This is a genomic window from Streptomyces sp. WMMC1477, from assembly GCF_027460245.1.
Lineage (GTDB): Bacteria > Actinomycetota > Actinomycetes > Streptomycetales > Streptomycetaceae > Streptomyces.
Genome location: NZ_JAPZBD010000003.1, coordinates 5,358,140 through 5,383,772 on the forward strand (window position 1 = coordinate 5,358,140; position 25,633 = coordinate 5,383,772).

Sequence of the window (25,633 nt, forward strand, 5' to 3'; positions counted from 1 at the left end):
TACTATGGAGACGTGACACCGACTTCCTCCCCACCCTCACCGCCCCCCGGCCGCGAGCTGGACCACCCGGACCGCACGGAGATCCGGCTGGAGCACGTGCTGCACGCCTTCGCCGACCCGATGCGGCTGGCCGTCGTCCGCCAGCTGGCGGACGGACCCGCGGAGCAGAGCTGCTCCGCGCTGGAGCTGCCGGTGTCGAAGTCCACCAGCACGCACCACTTCCGCGTCCTGCGGGAGAGCGGGGTGATCCGACAGACCTATCGGGGCACCGCCAAGCTCAACCGGCTGCGCCGCGACGACCTGGACACGCTCTTCCCGGGCCTCCTCGACAGCGTGCTGGCGGCCGCCGGGGCCAACCCGCCGCGGGAGGCCTGAGCGGACGCGCCCTCAGGTGCTCTGCCGGGCTGCCTTCAGCAGCCCGTCCCAGTCGGGGATCTTCGCGGTGGTACGGGCCAGGGAGCTCCCGAGCCGCGCCTCGGCGGCCTCGATGTCCAGCCAGCCCGACCACGGCACCGGATGACGCCCTTCCGCGCTCAGCCGCACGAGCGGGTCCTCCCCGGCGACGGGGCGGGCGGCGAGGGCCTCGGCGTCGGCCATCAGCGCCGTCACCGTCTCCTTGGCGCACGGCCGGTTGGTGCCGATCACGCCGGTGGGACCGCGCTTGATCCACCCGGCCACGTACTCGCCCGGGGAGGGAGCACCGTCCCGGAGTACGCGCCCGCCCGCGTTGGGGACGGTGCCGCTCGCCGCGTCGAAGGGCAGCCCCGCGAGGGGCACGCCCCGGTATCCCACCGAGCGGAGCACCCACTGGGCCTCGATGTCCTCGAACTCGCCGGTGCCGGTCACCCCGCCGTGCCCATCCGGGGCGGTGCGTTCGAAGCGCACGGCGCGCACCGAGCCGCCCGCGGTGCCGAGCACCTCCACCGGCCGCAGGAAGAAGCGCAGGTCGATCCGCGGGCCGGTGGGGAGCGCCGCCGGGTCGTCCGGCCGGCTCCAGCTCTCCAGTACCGCCAGGTTCCGCCGCGCGGCGGCCGGCAGGTCCCCGGGATCGCCGACGGCGGGGTCGCGGGCCAGTTCCGACGCGTGAGTCGTGGTCCGCACGCCGGGCAGCGTGCCCAGCTCCCTCAGCTCCTTGGTGGTGAACTTGGCCTGCGAGGGGCCGCGCCTCCCCACCATGTGCACCGTCCGGGCCGGTCCGGCGGCGAGCGCGTCCAGAGGCGCCTGCGGCATGTCCGTGGTGTGCAGCTCGGCCGCGCCGCGCACCAGCATCCTGGCCACGTCCACGGCCACGTTGCCGACGCCGATCACCACGACCGAGCGGGCGGTGAGGGGGAAGCCGTCCCGGGCGTCGGGGTGCCCGCTGTACCAGGAGACGAAGTCCGTCGCCGAGCAGCTGCCGTCCAGGTCCTCGCCGGGGATGCCGAGCCGCCGGTCGGTGGCCGCGCCGACGCAGTACACCACGGCGTGGTAGAGCCGGCGCAGCTCCTCGGGCGCCACGCCGCCCTCGCCGACGGGCACGTTCCCGATGAACCGCACCCGCGAATCCTCCAGCACGCGCCGCAGGTTGTTCTGGAGCGACTTGATCTTCTCGTGGTCGGGCGCCACGCCGTAGCGGACGAGGCCGTAGGGGCACGGCAACCGGTCCAGGACGTCCACCGCGAGCGTGGACGTGGGGTCCTGGTCCAGCAGCGCCTGCACGGTGTAGACCCCGCTGGGCCCCGAGCCGACGACGGCAACGCGCTGGAGAGTACTCACGGCCGCGGTCTCCCTTCGCCTGGATACGTCCAGCATGGCACCGCGAACGGCCGGTCGGGAGACCGCTCGCGGCGCGGGAAACGGGCTTCGAGACTCCGTCGCGGCCCGCTCCACCGGAATCCGGGCGCGCTTCGTGGTGGCCGCGGGCGCGGGCGCCGGGGAGAGCCGCCGACTACCGCCGGGGTGCGTTCTGCGGCGGGCCGCCGGTGCCATCGCGGGCACCCGGTTCCTCGCAGCGGCAGTCGCCGCGCACCAGCCGCAGCGGGCGGGACCCGCCCGGCGGTTCGTCGCCCGGCGGGTATCCGAGCCGCCAGTCCAGCCCGTACCGGCTGAACAGCTCGGCACGCAGCCGGGGCAGGGGCATCGGGATGCCGGGCAGCAGTGCGGCGACGACGGCGCCCATCAACAGGGCGCGCAGCAGCGGGTAGTCGGTGTCCAGGTCCGTCGAGCCGTAGCCCTCCATCGCGCGGCGCAGCTCGGCCGCCAGGCGCTGCTGCTCCTCGCACTGCACGAAGCCCTCCTGCTGGAGTATGCCCGCCATGTGCGTGCGCATCAGGGTGGGATGCGTGCGGGTGAGCCCGAGGACGGCGTCGATCGCCCGTGCGAGCATCTCGCGGCCCGCGTCGGGCCCGCTCGGCCGCGGCTGCGCGTCCAGGGCCGCGCTGAGCGTTCGGTGCATCAGACGGTGCACGGCGGACTGGAGCAGCTGGCGCTTGCCGGGGAAGTAGTACGAGATCAGCCCGCGCGCGGCTCCGGCGCGGCCCGCGATGTCGCCGAGCGTGGTGGCCTCGTAACCCCGCTCGCCGACCAGCTCCACCGTCGCCTGGAGCAGCCGCTCGCGCGAGCGTCGGCGCAATTCTTCGTTGACCGAAGCGCTCCGAGGGGACATCCTGTAACTCCTGCGTTGACTGGCTCCCAGCCAATATACTCAGCCAGGTGCGGGAGCATGCCTGGTCGGGTCTGCTCCCCGGGGGTTGGTCTCGGGCGACGCGGGGGATCGCCCGAGACCGGCCCCCGCCTTTCGTGTGCTCGCCGTGTGCCGCCGGGGCTTCCGGCCGGCTTTCCGTCGCCGCCCCACCACCGCCGTCCGCTGCGGCGCGGCCGCTCAGCCCGGCCTCAGCCCAGCGCCCGCAGCCCGGGCACGAACGTCACCAGCAACGGGACGACGGGGATCATCGAGGCCAGCGCGCTCACCCGGATCCGCCGGGCGACCGAGAGCCGTTCGGCAGGGCCGAGCAGCCGGTTCACCCGGTGCGGCAGGTGGCCGTGGTGCCCGGGTCCGCCGTGACCGCCGGCGGTGAACACACCCCGGTCCTCGTTGAGGCCCACCAGTGCCAGCGCGGTGGTCAGCCGCCCGCAGCGGCGGGACGCCACGTCGTCGGCCGCCAGCTCCACCAGCCGGTGCATCTGCTGCCGGAACGCCTGGTAGACCGGGACCCGGGGAAAGGCGGAGGCGAGCGCGGAGGAGCAGTACAGCAACCAGTCGTGCCGGGCCCGCACATGACCCTCCTCGTGAGCCAGGACGGCGGCCAGCTGCCGCCCCTCGAGACGCCGCAGGGCCCCCGTCGTGACCACCAGCCGGGGGTCCGTGCCGGGCAGCCACCAGGCGTCGGGCCGCTCGGCCTCCAGCACCGTCAGCTGTCCGCCGCCGGTCTCCTCTTCGCCCGGCAGCCGCGGCGAGCGGGTGCGCAGCTCCGCGCGCCGGGCGCGGCGGGCCGCCCGGGCGCCGAGCACCTCGCGCGTGAGCATCGCCGCCGTCCAGGCGCCGCACGCGAAGAGGGCGATGGCCAGCGTCGCCGCCCAGGGGTCGCCCTCGCCGGAGAGCGCGTACGCCTCGATCACCTGCTGCGGGGCGGGGGCGAACACATGCCCCCTGACCGCCTGCCAGGCCTCGGCGCCGCACAGCGCCATGGCCAGGACGCAGCACAGGAGGACGGCCGCCACGACGCACTGCCACACCCACAGCGCGAGCACCGGTTCACGGTCGGCCCAGGAGCTGCGGGCGAGGAGCCGCGGAGCCAGGGCTGCGGTCAGACCACCCAGCAGGATGAGCGCGAGCGCGACCGTCATGGGCACAGGGTAAGACCGCGCGCTACCGCCCGGTACGGCGGTGTCCCCGAAGTGACGTACACCTCACGGGCTCTGGTGGCCGCTCACCCCAGCACCATGGCGCACATGGCCACCGTGAGCATCAGCCGGCAGGCCTCCGCCACCTCGGCCGTGCCCGAGCCCGGAGGGCCGGCGGCGGGCAGCAGCCGCACGCCGCCGAGCACGGCACGGGCGCAGAAGTAGACCAGTAGCGCACCGGTGACCGCGGGCGGACCGCCGCCGTGTCCCGCGCCGAGCGGCAGCATGAGCCAGGCCATCGCGACGGCCTCGACCAGGTGGTGGAACTGGTGCGGGACGCCGCGCAGCCCCAGGGCGAGCGCCCACAGGGCCAGGGCGCCGAAGACGGCGACGTGGGCGGCGTCGGGCAGCACGCCGCCCGGTATCGCCATCAGGGCCATGGCGAACCCCATCACCGCCTCGGCGGCGGCGGCCTCCGTGGGACGCCGGCCGGCTTCCCGGGCGCCGCCCCGCGCCGCCTGCCGGGCGCGGACGAGGCAGAGCGCACCGGCGAGCGCGCAGACGCCGGCCAGCAGCCAGCCGACCTGTGCCGGGACGTGCATGCCCACCGCTCCCTCCCCGTCCCGGGAAGGTTGCCCGGCACGAGACCGGCACGCGGGGAGCGCACCGGAGCACAAGGGGGCGCTGGGCGGGAACGGCAGGGCGGGCGTCAGATGCCCGGCCGGTAGCGCAGGGGGTGGTCGTCGGGGATCTGGACGACGCACAGCCGCACCTCGTCCGGGGCCGCGACCCACATCTCCACCAGGCCCCAGGGTTCGCGCACCGGAGGGCGCAGGATCTCCACGCCGCGCCCGGCCAGTTCCTCGTGCGCCCCGGCGGCGTCGGCCACCTGGAGCCACAGCCGCAGGCCCGGCGCGGACGGCTGCCCGGCACGACCGGAGACCTCCAGGAAGCCGCCCCCGAGGAAGTACACCGTGCCGCGCTCCGGGCCGGTCCCGAACTCCCGTTGGACGGTGAGTCCGAGCCGGCGTCCGTAGTAGTCGCGGGCCTCTTCCGGGTCGGTCGGCCGCAGCAGCACCCTGCTGCTCAACACATGCACCATGCGGCGACTCTAGGGCCGCGGGCCCCGGTAGCGGGTCAGCCGCGGGCCCGCGGCCTCCCGGCGCGCCGGTTAGGCTCTCCGGTCATGGATGCCGCACACTCCGCCCCGCTCGCGTTCCGGGAGGCCACCGAGGACGACGTCGAGCCGCTGGTCGCCCTCGTCGAGTCCGCCTACCGTGGCGAGGCCAGCCGGGTGGGCTGGACGACCGAGGCCGACCTCCTGGACGGTCAGCGCACCGACCCGGACGGGGTGCGTGCGGGGCTCAAGGACCCGGAGAGCCGGGTGCTGGTGGCCGAGGCGGGCGGAGAGCTCGTCGCCTGCTGCCAGCTGGAGCGCCGCCCGGGGGCCGAGGGGGTGGCGGTCTACTTCGGGATGTTCGCGGTCCGGCCCGGCCTGCAGGGCGGCGGGCTGGGACGCCGGGTGCTGGCCGAGGCGGAGCGCACGGCGGCGGAGCTGTGGGGCGCCCGCGCCATGGAGATGACCGTCATCACGCAGCGCGAGGATCTCATCGCCTGGTATGTGCGCCGCGGTTACACCAGGACGGGCCGGATGAGCCCGTTCCCGTACGGCGACGAGCGCTTCGGCCTGCCGCGCCGTCCCGACCTGCGCTTCGAACTGCTGGTCAAGCCTTTGCGCTGACCGCCTGCCGGATGTCCGGCAGATCGGTGACCACACCGTCCAGGCCCAGCTCGCGGCCGCGGGCGAGCTCTTCCGCGGTGTTGACGGTCCAGCTGATCACCTTCAGGCCCGCGGCGTGGCACCGCTCCACCGTCTCGGCGGTCAGGCGCGGGAGCTCGCAGGAGACCATCGCCGCGCCGAGGCCGACGGCCCGCTCGGGCGCCGTCGGCGTGGACGCGCCGGTGACGAGGGCGACGGGGATGTCCGGGAGGCGTTCGCGGGTCTCCCGCAGGGCCTCGTCGTGGAAGGAGATGACCCAGATCCGCTCGTGCAGCCGGCGGCGCTCGATGAGGTCGGCGAGGACCCGGGCGGCGGCCGCGTCCTTGATCTCGGCCTGCATGGGGACGTCCACCGCGTCCACGACCTCCTCGAAGACCGGCACCCGTTCGCCCAGCCCGGCGTCCAGCCCGCGCAGCTCCGCCAGGGTCATGTCGCCGACCAGCCCCGAGCCGTCCGTGGTGCGGTCCACCTGGGCGTCGTGCATGACGACCAGCTCACCGTCCTTGCTGAGGTGGAGGTCGAGTTCGATCATGTCGAACCCCTCCGCCTCCGCGCGGCGGAAGGACCGCAGCGTGTTCTCCGGCTCGACGCCCATCACCCCGCGGTGTCCGACGGTCAGCAGTGCCACGTGCGCTTCTCCTGTTCGCGTGCCCGGTCCGGCCGCCGGTCAGCCTAGCCGCAGCCCGGCGCGGAACCCCTGAGAGGGCGAACGGCATGAAACGGGCTGTTCTGGTGAACACGGCATAACGGCATCTACTCCTGCGATCTCGGCATACGTGCGTGAAATTCCTGGGGTTCGCAGGGGTGTGACGGAAGAAACCTGTGTTTCCCCCGGTTGTGCGGGAAGATTTCCTGCGTCTCCACTTGAGATGGTCGCGTGACTATGCCTACGGTGAGACTGACAAGATTTTCTTCCGTGGAGGGACGGTTATGGCGGAGATTCTTTCGCGGGTCGGTGTCGAGGATGGTGTTCGTCCTGTGAGTGCCGGGATATCCGCATCGGTGAGCGAGACCGAGCGGATCGTCGAGCGGCCCGAGTGGGCGGCGCTGAAGGAGGCGGTGGAGCGCATCCGCCCCTGGCAGTCCAAGGACGGTTCCATCGACTTCGCCGCCGACGAGGCGCCCACCCGGGAGGCAGCCTCCGCCGAGGTCGGGCGCGTCATCGCCGCCGTCGAGCGGCTGGCCCCCCTGCTGCCGCACAACGAGGCCTACCACCAGGCGCTCGTCGCCGACCTGCGTCGCTGGGCCGACGGCGGCTTCGAGGTGCCGGACTTCCTCGACTCGCTGCTCGCCTTCCAGCCGGCCGGACAGCGTGTCGACGGCCGCCAGCACCTGGTCGTCTTCCCCATGTACACGCAGAACGGCAATCCCGACCGCAACCTCGAGGCCGTCGTCCTGCGCATGGTCTGGCCCGACTGGCTGGCCGAACTGGAGCGCACGCGCTACGACAACCCGCTCTTCCTCGGCATCACCTTCGAGGACTTCACCAGCGGCTACGACACGCACTCCGCCGTCCTCTTCCCGGAGACGATCGCCGTGCGCGAGGCGCCCGAGCGCTTCAGCTGGGGCGGCATCTTCTGTGACCGCGAGGCCGCCCGGTTCCGCCGCGTCGTGCGGGCCGCCTGCGACGTGACCAGCCTGGAGCTTCCCGAGGAGGCCCTGGAGCTGCTCGGCGACCAGGAGCGCACCCAGCAGACCTTCGTGCTGTGGGACATGGTGCACGACCGCACCCACAGCCACGGCGACCTGCCGTTCGACCCGTTCATGATCAAGCAGCGCCAGCCGTTCTGGATGTACGGCCTGGAGGAGCTCCGCTGCGACCTGACCGCCTTCCACGAGGCCGTGAAGCTGGAGGCCGACGGCTTCCCGCAGGGCCGGGACGTGCAGTACGCGGTCATTCTGGAGCGCCTCTTCCGCTTCCCCGTCACCGGTGGGCGCAACCGCAACTACGACGGTCTGGGCGGTCAGCTCCTCTTCGCCTACCTGCACCAGAGCGAAGCGCTGCGCTGGCGCGACAACAAGCTCAGCATCGACTGGGACCGGGCCCGCGAGGTCACCGTGCGGCTCCGCGAGGAGATCGAGACGCTCTACCGGCGCGGCATCGACCGTCCCAAGCTCGTGCACTGGTTCAAGGCCTACGAGCTGGTCTCCACCTACCTCGCCCCGCACCCGGGCTCGACCTGGGCCAAGGGCCCCGACGCCCTGGACCTCACCCTGCCGCCGCGCAAGCTGGTCGACGAGGTGCACCCGGACGAGTTCCCGCTGAGCATGTTCTACGAGGCGCTGGCCAAGAAGCTGCGTGGTGTGATCGCCTCCACCGAGGGCATTCGCGGGAACGCCGCCACCGTTCCCGTGGCGGCGTGAGGACGCCCCACCGGGCGGTGCGAGGGCAGTGGAAGACGGCTCAGGCCGACAGGCAGGCACAGTGGAGGCGAACAGTATGACGAGCGGTACCGCCGGCAACGGAAGTGGTGCGGGATCACTGGAGGGCGCGGTCGTGGCGGTGGCCGGGGCTGGCGGCCCGGCGGGGCACGCCGTGCTGCGGCGGCTCGCCGAGGCGGGAGCCGTCGTGGTGGGCGCGGACGCCGACCCCGAGCGGCTCGCCCAGGGGGTGGACGCCGCCCGCTCCGCGCACGGCGGGGCGACGGTCACCGGTGACACGGTCGACCTGCTGAACCTGGAGGAGACCAGGGAGTGGGCCCGGCGCACGGAGAAGGAGTTCGGCCGGATCGACGGACTGATCCACCTCGTGGGCGGCTGGCGCGGCTCCGCGAGCTTCGCCGACACCGACCTGGCCGACTGGGACGTGCTGGAGCGGCTGCTGGTCCGGACGGTCCAGCACACCTCGCTGGCGTTCGAGGCCGCCCTGAACCGCAGCGGCCGGGGCCGGTACCTCCTCGTGAGCGCCGCCGGGGCCAGCAGGCCGACGGCGGGCAACGCCGCCTACGCGGCGGCCAAGGCGGCTGCCGAGGCGTGGACGCTCGCCCTGGGCGACGCCTTCCGCAAAGCCGGGGGCGAGAGCGGTCCGCAGGCGGCGGCTGGGATTCTGGTGGTCAAGGCCCTGGTGCACGAGGCCATGCGCAAGGAGCGGCCGAACGCCAAGTTCGCCACCTTCACCGACGTCACCGAGCTGGCGGAGGCCATCGTGGACACCTGGACGACGCCCACCGAGGAAGTGAACGGACAGCGCCTGTGGCTCACCCCGAAGCCCTGACGGACGCCGGCTCCGGCCGGATCGACACCCGGACCGAAGCCCGGCGGCACCACGACCCCCTGACGCGCGGTTTCGCCAGCGACAACTACGCGGGCGCGCACCCCGAGGTGCTGGCCGCGATCGCGCTGGCGAACGGCGGCCACCAGACCGCCTACGGCGGAGACGTGTACACCGAGCACCTGCAGCACGTCATACGCCGGCACTTCGGCCCCCGGGCCGAGGCGTTCCCCGTCTTCAACGGGACGGGGGCCAACGTCGTCGCGCTGCAGGCGGTCACCGACCGGTGGGGCGCCGTCATCGCCGCGGACACCGCGCACATCCACGTCGACGAGTGCGGAGCCCCCGAGCGGGTCGGCGGCCTCAAGCTGCTGACGGTCCCCACCGAGGACGGCAAGCTCACCCCCGAGCTGATCGACCGGGAGGCCTACGGCTGGGACGACGAGCACCGGGCCATGCCGCAGGTCGTCTCGATCACGCAGAGCACGGAGCTGGGCACCCTCTACACGCCCGCGGAGATCAAGGCGATCTGCCGGCACGCGCACGAGCGGGGCATGACCGTCCACCTGGACGGCTCGCGCATCGCGAACGCCGCGGCCGCGCTCGACGTCCCCATGCGGACGTTCACCAACGCGGCGGGCGTGGACCTGCTCTCCCTGGGCGGGACGAAGAACGGCGCGCTGTTCGGCGAGGCCGTCGTCGTCCTCAACCCCGACGCGGTGCGGGCGATGAAGCACCTGCGCAAGCTGTCCATGCAGCTCGCGTCGAAGATGCGCTTCGTGTCCGTGCAGCTGGAGGCCCTGCTCACCGGCGACCTGTGGCTGCGCAACGCGCGGCACGCCAACGCCATGGCGCGGCGACTGGCCGAGGGGGTCCGCACGGTCGAGGGCGTGGAGATCCTCTACGCGGTGCAGGCGAACGCCGTCTTCGCCCGGCTGCCGCACGAGGTCAGCGAGCGGCTGATGAAGCACTACCGCTTCTACTTCTGGGACGAGGCGGTGGGCGTCGTGCGCTGGATGTGCTCCTTCGACACGACCGAGGAGGACGTCGACGGCTTTGTGGCGGCTCTCCGAGCGGAGATGACCGCATCCGCATGAATATGCGTGGTTAAGAAAATCTATGCGCACGGTCCATGGCTCCGGCTACGGTCGGGCCATGGACCTCGTGCCCGTGGCCGCACCGGCCGCCTACCTGGCCACCTGTCCGGCCGTCGACCACCACCACCCCGTCGTCCGGGACCTCGCCGCCCGGCTGTGGAGGGACGCTTCCCCGAGTGCTCCGCTTCGCGCGGGCAGGGGGCGCCCCCATGACGCCGTCGCCTTCGCCTCCGCCGCCTTCCACCACGTCCGCGACCGGGTGTGCCACTCGATGGACAGCGGTGAGCAGCACGTCACCTGGCGGGCCTCGGACGTGCTCGCCCGGTCGACCGGCATCTGCTACGCCAAGGCGCACGCCCTGGCCGCCCTCCTGCGCTCCCAGGGGCTCCCGGCGGCGCCGGCGGCTTACGGGTGCTGGGGAGCGGGTGCGGAACCGCCCAGGTGGGCGGGGAGCCACCAGGCGTCCTCCGAGTCCTTGGGCCGTGCCGGATAGGCGCGCTGTGCGGCCTCCAGCAGCTCCTGCACCCGCTCCCGCAGCCGCTCGGTGACGGCGGCGACCGACTCCCCGGCCCGCGGGCGCAGCGGGGCGCCGACGCGGATGGTGATGGGGAAGTGGTTGCGGCCGAAGTCCCGCGAGCGCCCCTTCGTCCACAGCCGCTGCGTGCCCCACAGGGCGACCGGCAGCAGCGGCACGTCGGCCTCCTGGGCCATCCGCGCCGCGCCGCTCTTGAACTCCTTGAGGGTGAACGACTCGGAGATCGTCGCCTCGGGGAACACGCCGACGACCTCACCGGAGCGCAGGGCGCTCACGGCGTGGCGGTAGGCGTCCAGCCCGGCCGAGCGGTCGACGGGGATGTGCTTCATGGCGCGCATCAGCGGCCCGGACACCTTGTGCCGGAAGACCGACTCCTTGGCCATGAAGCGCACCAGGCGCTTCGCCGGCAGCGCGGCCTTGCCGGCGAAGATGAAGTCGAGGTAGCTGATGTGGTTGCTGACCAGGACCGCGCCCCCGTCGTGCGGCACATGCTCGGTGCCCTCGATGTCGAATCGCAGGTCGAGCGCCTTGAACCAGGTGAGTGCCGCGCGGACGACGGGCGGGTAGACCAGCTCAGCCATGTGGGTCCTTCGTGGGGTGGAGAGTGCCAGGGAGGTGTACCCGGCCAGAAACGGAACTTACGCGTGCGTAACTTCACCGGCCAGCCCGGGGCGGGGAGATCCCGGTCACGTTCCCCGTGGCGCCGCCCGGGAACCCGCACCCGTCACGCGGACGTTCTGCCGGGGGCGTGGCTGTGGGGCCGGAACGGCCGCGCGGAACGGGAGCAGGGAAACGGAGCACGGGATGCGGGCGGCCGGGAGGAGCGGCGGAGTGCGCGACGAGGACGGGGCGCTGCTGGGCCCCGGCGACATCGGTGTGGCACGGCTGGGGCGGCGGGCCACCCTGGTCCAGTTCTCCACGGCCTTCTGCCAGCCGTGCCGGGGGACGCGCGGGGTGCTGCGCCGTGTGAGCGCGATGGTGGAGGGCGTCCGGCACGTGGAGGTGGACGCTGAGGACAACCTGGAGCTCGTCCGCCGTCTGGGGGTGTCCGCCACGCCGACGGTCCTCGTGCTCGACGCGCGGGGCCGGATCGTGCGCCGAGCCGCCGGTATGCCCCGCACCTCGGACGTGATCGCCGCGCTGGGCGAGGTGTTGTGAGCGCCGCGTGACGGATCTCGCACCCGGTGCGGCCCGTGACCGCTTGACGGGGGGAGGCATGCGTCGTCAGGGTGACGTGAGGTGATGACCATGGGTGAGGGACGGCATGGAGGCCGCCGGTGACGGTGTCCGGCGCGGTCGGCGCCGTGGTGCGCGAAGGCGGTCCCGAGCTGCTGCGGGCGGCGTTCCGGCGCCATCCCGCGGGGGTGGCCGTGATCACTGCGGCGGAGGACGCGGGCCGGGGCGGTTCGTCCCGGCCGGTGGGCTTCACCGCCACGTCCCTGGCCTCGGTGGCCGCCGAGCCGCCGCTGCTGTCTTTCGGGATCGGCACGGGCTCGTCGAGCTGGCCCGCTGTCGCGGGGGCCGCCCATGTGGGTGTCCATCTGCTGGGTGAGCACCAGCAGGAGATCGCGGCGACGTTCGCCCGCAGCGGGGCGGACCGTTTCGCCCCGCCGCTGCGCTGGTTCTCCGGCCCGTTCGGCGTACCGGTTCTCCAGGAGGTGCCGGCCTGGCTGGTGTGCCGGGTCACCGCGCGCGTGCCCGCGGGGGACCACCGCGTCGTCATCGCCGAGGTGGTCGCCGGAAGTGCCGGGGGGTCGGGACGCCCTCTGCTCTATCACCAGGGGCGCTTCACGGCGTTGCGTGATTGAGTCGTCCCACAGGGTGGTGTCGCTTCCCGCGTTGGCAAGGTCACAGTTGGTCGGCCTTGATTAGCGGGAATGTGATGGATGTACTGACGAGTAATAAACTGGTCGGAGGGTCCGGCCCACCCGGCCGGAACCCGCCCCAGCAGGCGCCTATGCTGCCTGCACGAGGCAGCCCGTAAAGACGATGCAGTAGGAGAGCCGGCGTGAGCTTGAGGATCGTTGTCTGTGTGAAGTACGTGCCCGACGCCACCGGCGACCGGCACTTCGCCGAGGACCTGACCACCGACCGTGACGCGGTGGACGGTCTGCTCTCGGAGCTCGACGAGTACGCCGTCGAGCAGGCGCTGCAGATCGCCGAGGATGCCGACGACGCCGAGGTCACCGTCGTCACCGTGGGCCCGGAGGACGCGAACGACGCGCTGCGCAAGGCGCTGTCCATGGGCGCCGACAAGGCCGTCCACGTGGAGGACGACGACCTGCACGGCACCGACGCCATGGGCACCTCCCTGGTCCTGGCCAAGGCCATCGAGCACACCGGGTACGACCTGGTGATCTGCGGTATGGCCTCCACCGACGGCACGATGGGCGTGCTGCCCGCGCTGCTGGCCGAGCGCCTGGGTGTGCCGCAGGTCACGCTGCTGTCCGAGATCTCCGTGGCCGACGGCAAGGTGAGCGGGCGCCGCGACGGCGACGCCGCCACCGAGCAGCTTGAGGCCGCCCTCCCGGCCGTCGCGTCGGTCACCGACCAGTCCGGCGAGGCCCGGTACCCCTCCTTCAAGGGCATCATGGCCGCCAAGAAGAAGCCGGTGGAGTCCCTGGACCTGGACGACCTCGACGTCGAGGCCGAGGAGGTCGGCCTGGAGGGCGCCTGGACGAAGGTCGACGAGGCCGCCGCGCGCCCGGCCCGCACCGCCGGCACCGTCGTGAAGGACGAGGGCGAGGGCGGCAAGCAGCTCGCCGAGTTCCTCGCGGGCCAGAAGTTCATCTGAGCCGCGCAGCCCGCCCCCAAGCCCGCACATTCCTCGCAGGAGCAATCCCATGGCTGAAGTCCTTGTCTACGTCGACCACGTGGACGGTGCCGTCCGCAAGCCCACCCTGGAGCTGCTGACCCTGGCCCGCCGCATCGGCGAGCCGGTCGCGGTCCACCTCGGCGCCGGTGCCGACGCCGCCGCCCCGACCCTCGCCGAGTACGGCGCGGTGAAGGTCCTGGCCGCCGACGCCCCCGAGTTCGCCGACTACCTCGTCGTGCCCAAGGTGGACGCGCTGCAGGCCGCGTGCGAGGCCGTCTCGCCCGCCACCGTGCTGCTGCCGTCCTCCGCCGAGGGCAAGGAGATCGGTGCCCGCCTCGCGCTGCGCCTGGGCTCCGGAATCATCACCGACGCGGTGGACCTGGAGGCCGGTGACGAGGGCCCGGTGGCCACGCAGTCCGTGTTCGCCGCGGCCTTCACCACCAAGTCCCGCGTCTCCAAGGGCACCCCGGTCATCACCGTCAAGCCCAACTCGGCCGCCCCCGAGGCCGCCGCCGCGGCCGGTGCCGTCGAGCAGCTCTCCGTCTCCTTCGGTGCGCTGGCCACCGGCACCAAGGTCGTCTCGCGCACGCAGCGCGAGTCCTCCGGCCGTCCCGAGCTGACCGAGGCCGCGATCGTCGTCTCCGGCGGCCGTGGTGTCGGCGGCGCGGAGAACTTCAACGTCGTGGAGTCGCTGGCCGACTCCCTCGGTGCCGCCGTCGGCGCCTCGCGCGCCGCCGTCGACGCCGGCTGGTACCCGCACACCAGCCAGGTCGGCCAGACCGGCAAGACCGTCTCGCCGCAGCTCTACATCGCGGCCGGCATCTCCGGCGCGATCCAGCACCGGGCCGGCATGCAGACGTCGAAGACGATCGTCGCCGTCAACAAGGACGCCGAGGCGCCGATCTTCGACCTGGTCGACTACGGCGTCGTCGGCGACCTCTTCGAGGTCGTCCCGCAGCTCACCGAGGAGGTCAAGTCTCGCAAGGGCTGACCCCTCCCGAGGCCGACGGCCGGGGCCCGCGTGGTGCACACCGCGCGGGCCCCGGCCGTTTTCGCGCACCCGCCGCCCGTGCGGCGGCGCCCCGCCCGCCTGCCGGGCGGGGTGTTGACGCACGGGGAGGCGGAGGCATAGCGTCCCAACAACTTCAACGTTTTGTTGATTGCCGGTGTGTGCGGCCGCCGCGGGGCGGCCGGGAAGCAGAGGGAGTGCAGATGACGCAGGGCCGACCGGAGGCGAACGGCACCCAGGCGGCGGTCACCACGACGTTCACGGGCGGCGTGGCGGAGCGGATCGGGGCCGCGCTGGCCGCCGTCGACGCCGAGCTGGACCGGCGCTACCCCGGCGACCCCGGCACCCGTCAGCCCGTCCACACCGTCTACGTCCCCGGTGACGTCTTCGCCGCCGACACCGCCCGCTCCTGGGGCGACCAGGCCCTGGCACTCCTGGACGAGCACGCGCCGGACGCCGGGGCGCTGGGCGCCGTCCTCGGACTGGACGACGCCCTCGCCGAGGGCGTCCACGACCGGGTGCGCGCCAAGCTGCGCCGGGAGCCGGTCGAGGACCTGCGCATCGACTTCGAGGACGGCTACGGCAATCGGCCCGACGCCGAGGAGGACGCCGCGGCCGCCCGCGCCGCCCGGCTGGTCACCGAGGCCTTCGCCGACGGCGAGCCCTCCCGGGTGCCGCCCTTCCTCGGCATCCGGCTCAAGTGCATGGAGGCCGCGGTGCGCGACCGCGGCATCCGCACCCTGGACATCTTCCTCACCGGGCTCCTGGAGGCCGGTGCCCTGCCCGAGGGGCTGGTCCTCACCCTGCCGAAGGTGACGTACGCCGAGCAGGTCACCGCCATGGTGCGGTTGTGCGAGGAGTTCGAGAAGGCGCGGGACCTCACCCCCGGGCGGATCGGGTTCGAGATCCAGATCGAGACCAGCCAGTCCATCCTGGGCGCCGACGGGCGGGCCACCGTCGCCCGCATGATCGACGCCGCCGAGGGCCGGGCCACCGGCCTGCACTACGGCACCTTCGACTACAGCGCCTGCTGCGGCGTGAGCGCCGCCCACCAGTCTCTGGACCACCCCGTGGCCGACCACGCCAAGGCCGTCATGCAGGTGGCCGCGGCCGGCACCGGCGTGCGGCTGTCCGACGGCTCCACCAACGTCCTGCCCGTCGGCCCTGCCGAGCAGGTGCACGCCGCGTGGCGGCTTCACCACGACCTCGTCCGCCGCTCCCTGGCCCGCGCCTACTACCAGGGCTGGGACATGCACCCCGGTCACCTGCCGACGCGCTACGCGGCCGTCTACGCGTTCTACCGCGAGGGTTACGAGCGGGCCGCCGCCCGCATCGCCGCCTACGCCGGCAACGCCGGAGGCGCGGTCATGGACGAGCCGGCCACCGCCAAGGCCCTGGCCGGCTACCTCCTGCGCGGTCTGGACTGCGGCGCGCTGGGTGACGACGAGGTCGCGGCCGCGACCGGCCTGACCCGCTCCGACCTGGAGGGCTTCGCCTCGCCGCGGCGCAGCGCGCTGACCGTCTCGGTGAACTGACCGCCCTCCCCGCGCCTCCTTCGGCCCGGCCGTGTGGTGCGGCCGGGCTGTACAAGCCGCGAGCGGCGGGTGACCATACCCGCCGACGGGCCGCGGCACGCGACGCGTTTCCCGGGTGGGCCGAACCGGGCACGGAAGCAGGGGGCTATGAGGAGGGGGACGCGTGATCGTCTGGTTGAACGGCGCGGTCGGCGCCGGCAAGACCACCGCTGCCCGGGAGCTGCTGAGGCTGCTGCCGGGCAGCAGCCTGTTCGACCCGGAGCTCGTGGGCTCCCAGCTGCGTGCGCTGCTGCCGGGGGAACGGGCGGCCGGGGGGACGGCGTGCCACGAGCTGGCCGGCTGGCGGCGTCTGGTGGTGGAGACGGCCGCCGCGCTGCTCGGGGAGGTGCCCGGCCCGCTGATCACCCCGATGGCGCTGCTGCACCAGGAGCACCGTGACGAGATCTTCGGGGGGCTCGCCTCCCGCCGTATCCCGGTGCGCCACTTCCTCCTCGACGTCGATGAAACGATCCTCCGCAGCCGTCTCGCCGTCGGCACGGCACCCGGCGCGGATCGTGGTCACCAGGTCCGGCGGGAGCGGGAACTCACCGCCTACCGGCGGGCCCTCACCTGGCTGGCCGCCGACGCCCACACCGTGGACGCCAGCGCCCTGACGCCGCGCCAGACGGCCGAGCAGGTGGCCAAAGCGGTCCAGGACGGCGCCGGCGCGTGCGAGATCGTCCAGACCCCGGAGCCCACGGGCGAGACCGTGGCCGCCGGTGTCCTCCTCTTCGACGAGCGGGACCGGGTGCTCCTCGTCGACCCCACCTACAAGCCCGGCTGGGAGTTCCCCGGCGGCGTCGTCGAGCCGGGCGAGGCCCCGGCCCGGGCCGGCGTGCGGGAGGTCGCCGAGGAGCTGGGTCTGCGCCTGACGGAGGCGCCCAGGCTGCTCGTCGTGGACTGGGAACCGCCCGCGCCGCCGGCCTACGGCGGGCTGCGGCTGCTCTTCGACGGCGGCCGCCTGGAACAGGCCGCCGCCCGCGGACTCCTGCTGCCCGGAGCCGAACTGCGCGGCTGGCGCTTCGTCTCCGAGGACGAGGCCGCGCGGCTGCTCCCGCCGGTGCGGCTGGAGCGGCTGCGCTGGGCGCTGCGCGCCCGGGCGTGCGGACGCCCGCTGAACCTCGAAGCGGGCGTCCCGGTCGGCTGAGCACCCGAAGCCGTGCCCGGCGCCGTGCCCGAAGTCGGCGGACGGCGCCGGGCACGGCTCAGCCGGCGGACGGGCCCCCGTGGCGCTCGGCGTACTTGCGCAGGAAGAGCGCCTCTACCACGGACATGCGGCGCAGTTCGTCGGGTGACACGCTCTCGTTCACGGCGTGGATCTGCGCCTCCGGCTCACTCAGCCCGGTCAGGAGGATCTCCGCCCCGGGGTAGAGCGCTGCGAGCGTGTTGCACAGCGGGATGGAGCCGCCCATGCCCGCCACAGCCATCTCGGCGCCGTCGTACGCCTCGGCCATCGCCTCGCGCATGGCCGCGTAGGCGGGGCTGGCGGTGTCGGCGCTGAAGGGCTGGCCCTCGCCGACCTGCTCCACGCTCACCCGGGCGCCCCACGGCGCCCGCTTGCGCAGGTGCGCGGCGAGCAGCCGGTTCGCCTCCACGGCGTCCGTACCCGGCGGGATGCGCAGGCTCACCACGGCGCGGGCGCTCGCCTGCACCGAGGGCGTGGCGCCGACGACCGGCGGGCAGTCGATGCCCAGCACGGTGACCGCCGGGCGGGCCCACAGCCGGTCGGATACCGTGCCGGAACCGATCAGCCCGACGCCGTCGAGCACCCGGGCGTCCCGGCGGAAGTCCTCCTCGGGGTACTGCAGGCCCTCCCACACGGCGTCGGCCGCGAGCCCGTCCACGGACGTCGAGCCGTCCTCGGCCCGCAGGGAGTCCAGCACGCGGATGAGGGCGCCCAGCGCGTCCGGCGCGGCACCGCCGAACTGCCCCGAGTGCAGGTTGCCCTCAAGCGTGTCCACCCGCACGCGCAGCAGCGTCATGCCGCGCAGCACGCTGGTGACCGTGGGCTGGCCGGCCCGGAAGTTCCCCGAGTCCCCGACGACGATCGCGTCGGCCGCCAGCAGCTCCGGGTGGGCCTCCGCGTAGCGCTCCAGCCCGCCGGTGCCCTGCTCCTCCGAACCCTCCACGATCATCTTGACGGTGACCGGGATCCCGCCGTGCTCCCGCAGAGCCCGCAGCGCGAGCAGATGCAGGACGAAGCCGCCCTTGCAGTCGGCGGTGCCCCGGCCGTACCAGCGGCCGTCCCGCTCGGTCAGCTCGAACGGGGGCGAGTCCCAGTCGGCGGTATCCAGCGGCGGCTGGACGTCGTAGTGGGCGTAGAGCAACACGGTGGGCGCGCCGGCCGGGCCGGGCAGGAGCCCGTAGACCGAGCGGGTGCCGTCGGGCGTCTCCAGCTCGGCCACTTCGGTGAACCCCTCGTCGCGCAGGGCGTCCGCGATCCAGCGGGCGGCGCCGTGGCACTCGCTGACGGGGAACTGCTCCGGGTCGGCCACGGACTGGAAGCGCACCAGCTCCGTGAGCTCCTCGCGGGCCCGCGGCAGCAGCGCGGCCACGGTGGCGGCGACGGCGCCGGGTGCGATGACGTCTGCCGGGCCGGTGGCGTGCCCGTCGGCCGGTGCGGTGGCGTCGTGCGCGGGGTCGTGCGCCGTCTCGTGCGCCATGCGGGATGCTCCTCCTGGGGTACCGGGTGGGAGCCGGAGCGCGGGATCGCCGCACATCCGGCGGTACGGTGATCCTCCCATAGCACCTCGCCGTGATCGCTGGCCGTAGGATGCCGCAGGGGCCAGGCGCTTCCTGGCCGGTCGGTCGAGCGGGAGCAGAAGAGATCGTGAGCAGCGAGAACACGCCCAGGGCAACCGACGCCAGCGGGAGTGACGAGCGGGAGGCGGCCCCCGTGTGGGACGTGGTCGTCGTCGGCGCCGGTCCGGCGGGCGCCTCGGCCGCCCACGCGGCGGCCGTGACGGGCCGTCGCGTGCTGTTGCTGGAGAAGGCGGAACTGCCGCGCTACAAGACGTGCGGCGGCGGCATCATCGGGCCGTCGCGCGACGCGCTGCCGCCCGGCGTCGAACTGCCCCTCCAGGACCGGGTGCACGCCGTGACGTTCTCCCTCGACGGCCGCTTCGCCCGGACGCGGCGCTCGCGCCGGATGCTCTTCGGGCTGGTGAACAGGCCGGAGTTCGACCAGGCGCTCGTCGAGGCGGCGCAGAAGGCGGGCGCCGAGCTGCGGACCGGGGTCACCGTCACCCGCGTGGAGCAGCACGGTCCCGCGGTCCCCGACCGGCGCACGGTCGCGCTCGTCCTCTCCGGCGGGGAGACGGTGCTGGCCCGGGCCGTGGTCGGCGCGGACGGCAGCGCCAGCCGCATAGGCGGCCACGTCGGGGTGAAGATGGACCAGGTCGACCTGGGCCTGGAAGCGGAGATCCCGGTGCCGGCCACCGTCGCCGAGGACTGGGCCGGGCGCGTCCTCATCGACTGGGGCCCCCTGCCCGGCTCGTACGGCTGGGTGTTCCCCAAGGGCGACACCCTCACCGTCGGCGTCATCTCGGCCCGCGGCGAGGGTGCGGCGACCAAGCGCTACCTGGAGGACTTCATCGCCCGGCTCGGGCTGGCCGGTTTCGAGCCCGAGGTCTCCTCCGGGCACCTGACCCGCTGCCGGGCCGACGACTCCCCGCTGACCCGGGGCCGGGTGCTCGTGTGCGGGGACGCCGCCGGGCTGCTGGAGCCCTGGACGCGCGAGGGCATCTCCTACGCCCTGCGGTCCGGCCGGCTGGCGGGGGAGTGGGCGGTGCGCATCGCGGAGGCGGCGGACGCGGTCGACGCGCGGCGCCAGGCGCTGAACTACGCCTTCGCGATCAAGTCGGGGCTCGGCGTCGAGATGGGGGTGGGACGCCGGATGCACCAGGCGTTCTCCCGCCGCCCCGGGCTGCTGCACGCGACGCTGACGGGGTTCCGGCCGGCCTGGAACACGTTCGCCGGGATCACGCGCGGCTCGACGACGCTCGCCGAGATGATCCGCACCCATCCGCTGGCCCGTCGCGCCCTGACGGCTCTGGACCGCACACCCTGAGTCCGCCGGTCCGCCGTCCACGCGCCCGGGCCGCGGTGGCCCCGGAGCAGCGCGACCCGGGCGCGGCGGTCAGCGCCGGGCAGGGGCCGGCGGTCGTACGCCGTCGCTGCCGGCCTCCCGCCGGGCGGGCTTGCGGCGGACGTAGAGCTGCTTGCGGACCTCGGCCACCGTGCTGCCGTCCTCCGCGGTGACCGTGCAGGTGAACCAGGGGAGGGCCTTGGCGCCGTCGGCCGTGGCGGCCTTGATCTCGGCCAGCCGCCCGGGGTCGAGGACGAAGTCGGCGAAGACGTCGCCGCGGCCGGGCGCGACGAAGTCGATCTCGCTCGCCTTGTCCCAGACGATGTAGTCCCGGCCCAGCGCCGAGACGACCATCAGGGCCCAGAACGGGTCAGTCATCGAGAAGAGCGAGCCGCCGAAGTGGGTGCCGAAGTAGTTCCGGTTGAAGCGGCCGAGCCGCAGGCGCACCCGGGCGCTGCTCCAGTCGTCGGCGAGGTGCAGGACCCGGATGCCGGCGAAGAGGAACGGCGGCCACAGGTTCATGCCGCGGCGCAGTGTGGCCGCACTCAGTCGTCGTGCCATGCGGTCAGGCTAACAGCCTTGTTACTCATCGGTAGTGTGTGTGGTGCCGGTGGGGGTGAAGGTCACATCCCCGCCGGCGGGGCGCCTGGGTGCGGTGGCGTCACGCACCCTCGTCTGGTCGGTAGCCGCCACCCCCGCCTTTGTTTATGGTTCTGACAAAGTCAGAATGGATACCGTGATCCACAACCGAACCCGTCCGGACCGGGGGCGCAGCGTGCTGGGCCCCGCGCTCCAGCTCGTCCACACCGGCCGGGCCCCCACCCGTGCCGTACTCACCGCCGAGTTGGGCGTCACCAGGGCCACGGCGGGCGCCGTCGCCGCGGACCTCCAGGGGCTCGGCCTCATCACGGTCGACTCCCGCCCCGCCGGATCGGCGGCCGGGTCCCAGGGCCGCCCCTCGCACCGGCTCGCCGTCGAACCGAACGGCCCGGTGGTGCTGGCCGCCCAGGTGCACGCCGACGGCTTCCGCGCCGCCCTCGTCTCCCTCGGCGGCACCGTCGTCGCCACCGCGCCCGGCTGCGGTGACATCGACGCCGACCCGGTCCACGTGCTGCGCGAGGTGGTGGAGGAAGGCGTCGGGCTGCTGCGCCGGACCGGGCGCCGCTGCGTGGGGGCCGGGCTCGCGGTGCCCTCCGCCGTCGCGGAACCCGAGGGCACCGCGCTCAACCCGCTGCACGTCCCCTGGCCGCCCGGCGCCCCGGTGCGGGCCGTCTTCAGCCAGTGCCTCGCCGAGGCGGGGATCAGCGGGCCCGTGCCCGGCAGCGTCGCCGTCGGGCACGCGGCCAACGACGTCAACCTCGGCGCGCTCGCCGAACACCGGCACGGCGCAGGGAGAGGCGCCCAGCACCTCCTGTGCGTGGCGACCGGCCACCGCGGTGTGGGCGGGGCCCTGGTACTGGACGGCCGGCTGCACACGGGCAGCTCCGGACTGGCCCTGGAAGTCGGGCATCTGACGGTGGATCCGCAGGGCCGCCCGTGCCACTGCGGGGGCCGCGGCTGCCTGGACGTGGAGACGGACCCGCTGGCGCTCCTGGAGGCCGCGGGGCGCGAGGCGGGGCCCGAGGTCTCCCTCCTGGACCAGGCCAGGGACCTGCTGCGCGCCGCACACCCCGGCGACCCGGCGGTACGCGAGGCGGTGCACCGGCTGATCGACCGGCTGGGGCTGGGGCTGGCCGGGCTCGTCAACATCCTCAACCCCGACCGCATCATCCTGGGCGGCCTCCACCGTGAGCTGCTGCGGGCCGACGAGGAGCGGCTGCGCGCCGTCGTCGCCGAACGCAGCCTGTGGGGCCGCAGCGGCGCGGTGCCCGTGCTGGCCTGCACCCTGGACCACAACTCCCTGGTCGGAGCGGCGGAGATGGCCTGGCAGCCCGTCCTGGACGATCCGCTGCTGCTGCAGGAGGCGTGATGCGACTGCGCCCGGGCGGGTCCGGCGACCTGCGCCGCTGCCAGGAGATCGAACGTGCCGCCGGCGATCTCTTCCGCGCCGTGGGCATGGCCGGGGTCGCCGACCACGCCCCGCCCACACTCGAGGAGCTGGAGGGCTACCGGGCCGCGGGCCGCCTGTGGGTGGCCGAGGAGCCCGGGGGCTCCCCGGAGCCCGTGGCCTACCTGCTCGCCGAGCCCGTCGACGGCCGCACCCACATCGAGCAGGTGTCCGTGCATCCGCGGGCGGCCCGCCAGGGCATCGGCCGGCTGCTGATCGACAGGGCCGCGGCCGAGGGCGGGGGAGCGTCCCTCACCCTGACCACGTTCCGCGACGTGCCGTGGAACGCCCCGTACTACGCCCGCATCGGCTTCGCCCCCCTGGCCGAGGGCGAACTGACGCCCGGGCTGCGCGCGATCAGGGCCAGGGAGGCGGAGCTGGGCCTCGACCGCTGGCCGCGGCTGTGCATGAGCCGGGCCGCGCGCCTCAGTTCCGCAGGAAGTCCCCCAGCACCCGGTTGAACTCCTCGGGCCGCTCCACCATCGGCAGGTGGGCGGCGTCATCGATGACGGCGAGCCGGGAGCCGGCGATGTGTTCGTGCAGGAACTCCGCGTCCGCCACGGGCGTGTAGGTGTCCTCCCGCCCGACGACCACCAGCGTCGGAACCCGGACGCGCGCCAGCACGGGCGTGTAGTCCGGGCGTTCGGCGCGACCGCGCAGGGCGGCCGCGGCACCCTGGGGCGAGGTGGCGAGCATCATCGCCCGTACCCGCCGGGAGGCCGCGACGTGCCGCGGGGCCACCATCCGGTCGATGACCTCCTCCGTATAGCCCCCCATGCCCTCCCGCAGGAGCCGCTCGGCGAGCTGCCGCCGCCCGGCCCGGCCCGCCTCCGTCTCGGGATGGGGCGCGGTGTCGCACAGGACGAGGCGGGAGACGCGGTCGGCGAAGAGACGGAAGAACTCCAGGGCGATCTGACCGCCCATCGACACCCCGGCCAGGGTGGCCCGCTCCACCCGCAGGCGGTTCAGCAGCAGGGCGACGTCCGTGGCGAAGTCGGACAGCGGGGCCACCCCGGGGATGACCTCGCTGGCCCCGTAGCCGCGGAGGTCGGGGGCGATGACGCGATACCCGGCGGACGCGAACTGCGCCGTCTGGGCGGCCCACAGCGTGTGGTCGAAGGGGTGCCCGTGCACGAGGACCAGTGGTTCCCCCGCGCCCTCGTCCAGATACGCCGTCCGGACCCCGCTGAGTATCGCCTCGTTGACCATGGCGCGATGTTACGCCCTGTCACCGTGCGGCGAGCCGCCGACCACCCCGCCGCTCCGGGCCGTCACGGTCCGGGGCACGGCTGCGTCATCCGGGTACCGCGCTCACCCGGTCGGGTGCGGTGGCCGGGGTGCCCACGTCGGCCCCGAGGGCCTCGGCGGCCGTGGCCGAAACCTCGGGCGCGGGGGCCGGGCGGACGGCCCGGCCGGCCCCGCCCAGGCACCGTCGCGGCGGCGGAGCGGGCAGCGTGAACCAGACGACCTTGCCCTCCCCGCCCTGCTGGGCCCGCATGCCCCAGCTCTCGCTCACCGCGGCGACGAGCGCCAGCCCGCGTCCGCTGGTGGCCGACGACCCCGCCGACCGGATCTCCGGCAGCCGCGGGTCGTGATCACGCACGGAGACCGTCAACCGGTCCCACAGCAGGACGATTTCGACGGTGCACTGCTTGTCGGCGCCGGTATGCCGGTGCACGTTGGCCAGCAGCTCGGTGACGCCGAGCGCGGCGGTGTCGACGAGGTGGGGCAGGTGCCAGTAGCGAAGCTGGGCGGAGACGATGCGGCGGACCTGACCGATGCGCGAAGGCAGGGCCTGGAACTCGACCGCGCAGTGCCTGCTGGGGGCGGGGTGACTGATCACGGCTGCGACTCCCTGGGGCCGGGGGCGACGTGCGTGGCGGTGGACGCGTCGGGCCGCGGGAGGGCCGAGGAGACGCTGCCGCTACGGACCCGACGACTTACCAGCGTGATTCAGCTCACATGGTTGCGCAAATCGGGTGGTGTCCAAGGGTGCACGATGCGTCGATCCGAGGCGATCTTCGCCGCCCGCTCCCGGGCGTCACCGAGGGCCGCGGACAGCCGTTCGCGCTCCCCGGGGGAGAGGCGCAGAACGTACCGGGTGCCGCCGAGCACCAGCACCGTGCGCCGGCTGCCCGCACGCCGCAGCGGTGCCCAGGGGCGCAGCAGCCGTGCCCGCGTCACGGGAGCGCCGTCGAACTCCCGGCCGTAGCTGGTGAGCAGGGCCAGCCGGCCCGAGTGCACCACCACCCGGCCCGCCCGGGTGAGCGAGCGCAGCAGCCGACGCACCGGTACTCCCTCGGCCTCGAACTCGGGATCGGTCATCGCGCACCGCCTCCGCCGCGCGGCCGCCCGTCGGCGGCCGCTCTCCTCCACGCAGTGTGCCCGGGCGTCCCCGGGCCCCGCCAGAGGCCGCATATCATCGCACCCGTGAACAGCGAGAACGTGCCCCGAACCGCCTCCGCCGCCGCGGCGGCGCCGCCCTCCGCCGGGCCGGCGGACACCGTGGACGTGGACCGCAGCGACCCCGGCTACCGGGCCTGGCTGAAGGACGCCGTCCGCAGGGTGCAGGCCGACGCCAACCGCAGTGCCGACACGCATCTCCTGCGCTTCCCCCTGCCCGAGGCCTGGGGCATCGACCTCTACCTCAAGGACGAGTCGACGCACCCCACCGGCAGTCTGAAGCACCGGCTCGCCCGCTCGCTCTTCCTCTACGGGCTGTGCAACGGCTGGATTCGCCCTGGCAAGCCCGTCATCGAGGCCTCCAGCGGCTCGACCGCCGTCTCCGAGGCCTATTTCGCTTCGCTGATCGGCGTCCCGTTCATCGCCGTCATGCCCCGCTCGACCAGCCGGGAGAAGACCCGGCTCATCGAGTTCCAGGGAGGCCGCTGCCACCTCGTGGACGACCCGCAGACCGTCTACGAGGTCTCGGCCCGGCTCGCGGCCGAGTCCGGCGGCCACTACATGGACCAGTTCACCTACGCCGAACGCGCGACGGACTGGCGGGGCAACAACAACATCGCCGAGTCCGTCTACCACCAGCTGAGGCTGGAGCGTTACCCCGAGCCCGCCTGGATCGTCGCGGCGGCCGGAACCGGCGGCACCTCCGCCACCATCGGGCGCTACGTGCGCTACATGCAGTACGACACCCGCATCTGCGTTCCCGACCCGGAGAACTCCTGCTTCTTCGACGGCTGGGTGCACGGCGACCCGGAGGCGGCCAGCACCTGCGGGTCCCGGATCGAGGGCATCGGACGCCCTCGCATGGAACCCAGCTTCGTGCCCGGGGCCATCGACCGGATGATGAAGGTGCCCGACGCGGCCAGCGTCGCCGCCGTCCGCCTGCTGGAGAGCCACGTGGGACGCCGGGCCGGCGGCTCGACCGGCACCGGGCTGTGGAGCGCGCTGAAGATCGTCGCCGAGATGGTCGCCACCGGCGAGCGCGGCTCCGTCGTCACCCTCATCTGCGACCCAGGCGAGCGCTACCTGGACAAGTACTACTCCGACGTCTGGCTGGCCGAACAGGGCCTGGACATCACGCCGTACCACGAGGCGCTCACCGCCTTCCTCGCCACGGGACGCTGGCCCCGGCCACCGCAGACCGTCTGAACGCTCCGGCCCCTCCGCCCGGCCGCGCCCACCCGCGCGACGCGCCG

The 25,633-nt window shown here is 73.8% G+C and carries 28 protein-coding genes; 16 read left to right on the top strand and 12 right to left on the bottom strand.

Annotated elements, in window-relative coordinates; genetic code table 11:
* The first annotated feature begins 12 nt into the window (after window positions 1–12).
* Window positions 13–375: an ArsR/SmtB family transcription factor gene (locus O7609_RS23435; RefSeq protein ID WP_269735010.1), complete on the top strand. Its 363-nt coding sequence runs from the start codon at window positions 13–15 to the stop codon at window positions 373–375.
* 12 nt (window positions 376–387) lie between these two features.
* Here the strand turns inward: O7609_RS23435 and O7609_RS23440 are convergent, their stop codons facing one another.
* The 5 genes from O7609_RS23440 to O7609_RS23460 form a co-directional block, all read right to left on the bottom strand.
* On the bottom strand, window positions 388–1,755 hold the full coding sequence (locus O7609_RS23440) for an FAD-dependent oxidoreductase (RefSeq protein ID WP_269744201.1): 1,368 nt from the start codon (window positions 1,753–1,755) through the stop codon (window positions 388–390).
* Window positions 1,756–1,927: 172 nt separating this feature from the next.
* Complete coding sequence (locus O7609_RS23445; RefSeq protein WP_269735008.1) at window positions 1,928–2,644, bottom strand: TetR/AcrR family transcriptional regulator; 717 nt, start codon at window positions 2,642–2,644, stop codon at window positions 1,928–1,930.
* A gap of 227 nt (window positions 2,645–2,871) precedes the next feature.
* Window positions 2,872–3,825 carry a M56 family metallopeptidase gene (locus O7609_RS23450; RefSeq protein ID WP_269735007.1) on the bottom strand — a complete coding sequence of 318 codons (954 nt, stop codon included), beginning with the start codon at window positions 3,823–3,825 and terminating at the stop codon, window positions 2,872–2,874.
* Between the two features lie 83 nt (window positions 3,826–3,908).
* Window positions 3,909–4,424 carry a DUF5134 domain-containing protein gene (locus O7609_RS23455; RefSeq protein ID WP_269744202.1) on the bottom strand — a complete coding sequence of 172 codons (516 nt, stop codon included), beginning with the start codon at window positions 4,422–4,424 and terminating at the stop codon, window positions 3,909–3,911.
* Between the two features lie 107 nt (window positions 4,425–4,531).
* A complete protein-coding gene (locus O7609_RS23460; RefSeq protein WP_269735005.1) occupies window positions 4,532–4,924 on the bottom strand; it encodes a VOC family protein in 393 nt (130 codons plus the stop codon).
* Between the two features lie 84 nt (window positions 4,925–5,008).
* On the opposite strand from O7609_RS23460, the gene O7609_RS23465 reads away from it, so the two are divergent.
* Window positions 5,009–5,563, top strand: coding sequence for a GNAT family N-acetyltransferase (locus O7609_RS23465; RefSeq protein ID WP_269735004.1), 555 nt, complete (start codon window positions 5,009–5,011; stop codon window positions 5,561–5,563).
* Here the strand turns inward: O7609_RS23465 and O7609_RS23470 are convergent.
* Window positions 5,547–6,230 carry a glycerophosphodiester phosphodiesterase gene (locus O7609_RS23470; RefSeq protein WP_269735003.1) on the bottom strand — a complete coding sequence of 228 codons (684 nt, stop codon included), beginning with the start codon at window positions 6,228–6,230 and terminating at the stop codon, window positions 5,547–5,549. The two genes, O7609_RS23465 and O7609_RS23470, sit on opposite strands and share 17 nt — an antisense overlap.
* 302 nt (window positions 6,231–6,532) lie before the next feature.
* Between O7609_RS23470 and O7609_RS23475 the strand changes: the two genes are divergently transcribed.
* From O7609_RS23475 to O7609_RS23490, 4 genes are all read left to right on the top strand, one after another.
* Window positions 6,533–7,966 (top strand): DUF6421 family protein, encoded by a 1,434-nt coding sequence (locus O7609_RS23475; protein ID WP_269744203.1) that lies wholly within the window; start codon window positions 6,533–6,535, stop codon window positions 7,964–7,966.
* 76 nt (window positions 7,967–8,042) lie between these two features.
* Entirely contained in the window at window positions 8,043–8,816 is a 774-nt protein-coding gene (locus O7609_RS23480) for an SDR family NAD(P)-dependent oxidoreductase (protein WP_269744204.1), read from the top strand.
* The gene (locus tag O7609_RS23485) at window positions 8,795–9,910 is read left to right on the top strand and encodes a threonine aldolase family protein (RefSeq protein ID WP_269744205.1); all 1,116 of its coding nucleotides are present in this window, start codon (window positions 8,795–8,797) and stop codon (window positions 9,908–9,910) included. The genes O7609_RS23480 and O7609_RS23485 overlap by 22 nt, the downstream gene beginning before the upstream one ends.
* A 58-nt stretch (window positions 9,911–9,968) precedes the next feature.
* Window positions 9,969–10,403: a transglutaminase domain-containing protein gene (locus O7609_RS23490; RefSeq protein ID WP_269744206.1), complete on the top strand. Its 435-nt coding sequence runs from the start codon at window positions 9,969–9,971 to the stop codon at window positions 10,401–10,403.
* Here the strand turns inward: O7609_RS23490 and O7609_RS23495 are convergent.
* The gene (locus O7609_RS23495) at window positions 10,316–11,026 is read right to left on the bottom strand and encodes a lysophospholipid acyltransferase family protein (RefSeq protein WP_269734998.1); all 711 of its coding nucleotides are present in this window, start codon (window positions 11,024–11,026) and stop codon (window positions 10,316–10,318) included. The genes O7609_RS23490 and O7609_RS23495 overlap by 88 nt on opposite strands.
* Window positions 11,027–11,249: 223 nt before the next feature.
* On the opposite strand from O7609_RS23495, the gene O7609_RS23500 reads away from it, so the two are divergent.
* The 6 genes from O7609_RS23500 to O7609_RS23525 all read left to right on the top strand — a co-directional run bounded on the left by O7609_RS23500 (window position 11,250) and on the right by O7609_RS23525 (window position 16,990).
* Window positions 11,250–11,603 carry a TlpA family protein disulfide reductase gene (locus tag O7609_RS23500; RefSeq protein WP_443072203.1) on the top strand — a complete coding sequence of 118 codons (354 nt, stop codon included), beginning with the start codon at window positions 11,250–11,252 and terminating at the stop codon, window positions 11,601–11,603.
* Window positions 11,604–11,722: 119 nt separating this feature from the next.
* Complete coding sequence (locus O7609_RS23505; RefSeq protein ID WP_443072204.1) at window positions 11,723–12,253, top strand: flavin reductase family protein; 531 nt, start codon at window positions 11,723–11,725, stop codon at window positions 12,251–12,253.
* Window positions 12,254–12,453: 200 nt separating this feature from the next.
* Complete coding sequence (locus tag O7609_RS23510; protein ID WP_269734996.1) at window positions 12,454–13,239, top strand: electron transfer flavoprotein subunit beta/FixA family protein; 786 nt, start codon at window positions 12,454–12,456, stop codon at window positions 13,237–13,239.
* 49 nt (window positions 13,240–13,288) lie between these two features.
* Complete coding sequence (locus tag O7609_RS23515) at window positions 13,289–14,251, top strand: electron transfer flavoprotein subunit alpha/FixB family protein (RefSeq protein ID WP_269744207.1); 963 nt, start codon at window positions 13,289–13,291, stop codon at window positions 14,249–14,251.
* A 221-nt stretch (window positions 14,252–14,472) separates the two neighbouring features.
* A complete protein-coding gene (locus O7609_RS23520; protein WP_269744208.1) occupies window positions 14,473–15,804 on the top strand; it encodes a DUF6986 family protein in 1,332 nt (443 codons plus the stop codon).
* 163 nt (window positions 15,805–15,967) lie between these two features.
* Window positions 15,968–16,990, top strand: coding sequence for an NUDIX hydrolase (locus O7609_RS23525; RefSeq protein ID WP_269734993.1), 1,023 nt, complete (start codon window positions 15,968–15,970; stop codon window positions 16,988–16,990).
* A 58-nt stretch (window positions 16,991–17,048) separates the two neighbouring features.
* Here the strand turns inward: O7609_RS23525 and O7609_RS23530 are convergent, their stop codons facing one another.
* The gene (locus tag O7609_RS23530; protein ID WP_443072205.1) at window positions 17,049–18,506 is read right to left on the bottom strand and encodes a dipeptidase; all 1,458 of its coding nucleotides are present in this window, start codon (window positions 18,504–18,506) and stop codon (window positions 17,049–17,051) included.
* Window positions 18,507–18,739: 233 nt separating this feature from the next.
* Between O7609_RS23530 and O7609_RS23535 the strand changes: the two genes are divergently transcribed.
* Window positions 18,740–19,912 carry a geranylgeranyl reductase family protein gene (locus tag O7609_RS23535; RefSeq protein WP_269737139.1) on the top strand — a complete coding sequence of 391 codons (1,173 nt, stop codon included), beginning with the start codon at window positions 18,740–18,742 and terminating at the stop codon, window positions 19,910–19,912.
* A gap of 69 nt (window positions 19,913–19,981) precedes the next feature.
* Here O7609_RS23535 and O7609_RS23540 read toward each other — a convergent pair whose 3' ends face one another.
* The gene (locus tag O7609_RS23540; RefSeq protein WP_269734992.1) at window positions 19,982–20,491 is read right to left on the bottom strand and encodes a DUF4442 domain-containing protein; all 510 of its coding nucleotides are present in this window, start codon (window positions 20,489–20,491) and stop codon (window positions 19,982–19,984) included.
* Between the two features lie 175 nt (window positions 20,492–20,666).
* Here O7609_RS23540 and O7609_RS23545 point away from each other — a divergent pair, with 175 nt between their 5' ends.
* Both O7609_RS23545 and O7609_RS23550 read left to right on the top strand, forming a co-directional pair.
* The gene (locus O7609_RS23545) at window positions 20,667–21,899 is read left to right on the top strand and encodes an ROK family protein (protein WP_443072207.1); all 1,233 of its coding nucleotides are present in this window, start codon (window positions 20,667–20,669) and stop codon (window positions 21,897–21,899) included.
* Window positions 21,899–22,438, top strand: coding sequence for a GNAT family N-acetyltransferase (locus O7609_RS23550; RefSeq protein ID WP_269734990.1), 540 nt, complete (start codon window positions 21,899–21,901; stop codon window positions 22,436–22,438). Before O7609_RS23545 ends, O7609_RS23550 begins: the two co-directional genes overlap by 1 nt.
* Here O7609_RS23550 and O7609_RS23555 read toward each other — a convergent pair.
* The 3 genes from O7609_RS23555 to O7609_RS23565 all read right to left on the bottom strand — a co-directional run bounded on the left by O7609_RS23555 (window position 22,404) and on the right by O7609_RS23565 (window position 24,302).
* A complete protein-coding gene (locus tag O7609_RS23555) occupies window positions 22,404–23,186 on the bottom strand; it encodes an alpha/beta fold hydrolase (protein WP_269734989.1) in 783 nt (260 codons plus the stop codon). The two genes, O7609_RS23550 and O7609_RS23555, sit on opposite strands and share 35 nt — an antisense overlap.
* Before the next feature lie 85 nt (window positions 23,187–23,271).
* Window positions 23,272–23,820, bottom strand: coding sequence for an ATP-binding protein (locus O7609_RS23560; protein WP_269744209.1), 549 nt, complete (start codon window positions 23,818–23,820; stop codon window positions 23,272–23,274).
* A 110-nt stretch (window positions 23,821–23,930) separates the two neighbouring features.
* Window positions 23,931–24,302 (bottom strand): hypothetical protein, encoded by a 372-nt coding sequence (locus O7609_RS23565; RefSeq protein WP_269734987.1) that lies wholly within the window; start codon window positions 24,300–24,302, stop codon window positions 23,931–23,933.
* Between the two features lie 120 nt (window positions 24,303–24,422).
* On the opposite strand from O7609_RS23565, the gene O7609_RS23570 reads away from it, so the two are divergent.
* Complete coding sequence (locus O7609_RS23570) at window positions 24,423–25,586, top strand: PLP-dependent cysteine synthase family protein (RefSeq protein WP_269744399.1); 1,164 nt, start codon at window positions 24,423–24,425, stop codon at window positions 25,584–25,586.
* Window positions 25,587–25,633: the final 47 nt, after the last annotated feature.

What these genes read in the sequence shown, in the direction of transcription:
- O7609_RS23445 (WP_269735008.1), bottom strand. Translation starts at nt 2,644, where the DNA reads ATGTCCCCTCGGAGCGCTTCGGTCAACGAAGAATTGCGCCGACGCTCG.
- O7609_RS23450 (WP_269735007.1), bottom strand. Translation starts at nt 3,825, where the DNA reads ATGACGGTCGCGCTCGCGCTCATCCTGCTGGGTGGTCTGACCGCAGCC.
- O7609_RS23455 (WP_269744202.1), bottom strand. Translation starts at nt 4,424, where the DNA reads ATGCACGTCCCGGCACAGGTCGGCTGGCTGCTGGCCGGCGTCTGCGCG.
- O7609_RS23460 (WP_269735005.1), bottom strand. Translation starts at nt 4,924, where the DNA reads ATGGTGCATGTGTTGAGCAGCAGGGTGCTGCTGCGGCCGACCGACCCG.
- O7609_RS23465 (WP_269735004.1), top strand. Translation starts at nt 5,009, where the DNA reads ATGGATGCCGCACACTCCGCCCCGCTCGCGTTCCGGGAGGCCACCGAG.
- O7609_RS23475 (WP_269744203.1), top strand. Translation starts at nt 6,533, where the DNA reads ATGGCGGAGATTCTTTCGCGGGTCGGTGTCGAGGATGGTGTTCGTCCT.
- O7609_RS23480 (WP_269744204.1), top strand. Translation starts at nt 8,043, where the DNA reads ATGACGAGCGGTACCGCCGGCAACGGAAGTGGTGCGGGATCACTGGAG.
- O7609_RS23490 (WP_269744206.1), top strand. Translation starts at nt 9,969, where the DNA reads ATGGACCTCGTGCCCGTGGCCGCACCGGCCGCCTACCTGGCCACCTGT.
- O7609_RS23495 (WP_269734998.1), bottom strand. Translation starts at nt 11,026, where the DNA reads ATGGCTGAGCTGGTCTACCCGCCCGTCGTCCGCGCGGCACTCACCTGG.
- O7609_RS23500 (WP_443072203.1), top strand. Translation starts at nt 11,250, where the DNA reads ATGCGGGCGGCCGGGAGGAGCGGCGGAGTGCGCGACGAGGACGGGGCG.
- O7609_RS23515 (WP_269744207.1), top strand. Translation starts at nt 13,289, where the DNA reads ATGGCTGAAGTCCTTGTCTACGTCGACCACGTGGACGGTGCCGTCCGC.
- O7609_RS23520 (WP_269744208.1), top strand. Translation starts at nt 14,473, where the DNA reads ATGACGCAGGGCCGACCGGAGGCGAACGGCACCCAGGCGGCGGTCACC.
- O7609_RS23530 (WP_443072205.1), bottom strand. Translation starts at nt 18,506, where the DNA reads ATGGCGCACGAGACGGCGCACGACCCCGCGCACGACGCCACCGCACCG.
- O7609_RS23540 (WP_269734992.1), bottom strand. Translation starts at nt 20,491, where the DNA reads ATGGCACGACGACTGAGTGCGGCCACACTGCGCCGCGGCATGAACCTG.
- O7609_RS23550 (WP_269734990.1), top strand. Translation starts at nt 21,899, where the DNA reads ATGCGACTGCGCCCGGGCGGGTCCGGCGACCTGCGCCGCTGCCAGGAG.
- O7609_RS23555 (WP_269734989.1), bottom strand. Translation starts at nt 23,186, where the DNA reads ATGGTCAACGAGGCGATACTCAGCGGGGTCCGGACGGCGTATCTGGAC.
- O7609_RS23565 (WP_269734987.1), bottom strand. Translation starts at nt 24,302, where the DNA reads ATGACCGATCCCGAGTTCGAGGCCGAGGGAGTACCGGTGCGTCGGCTG.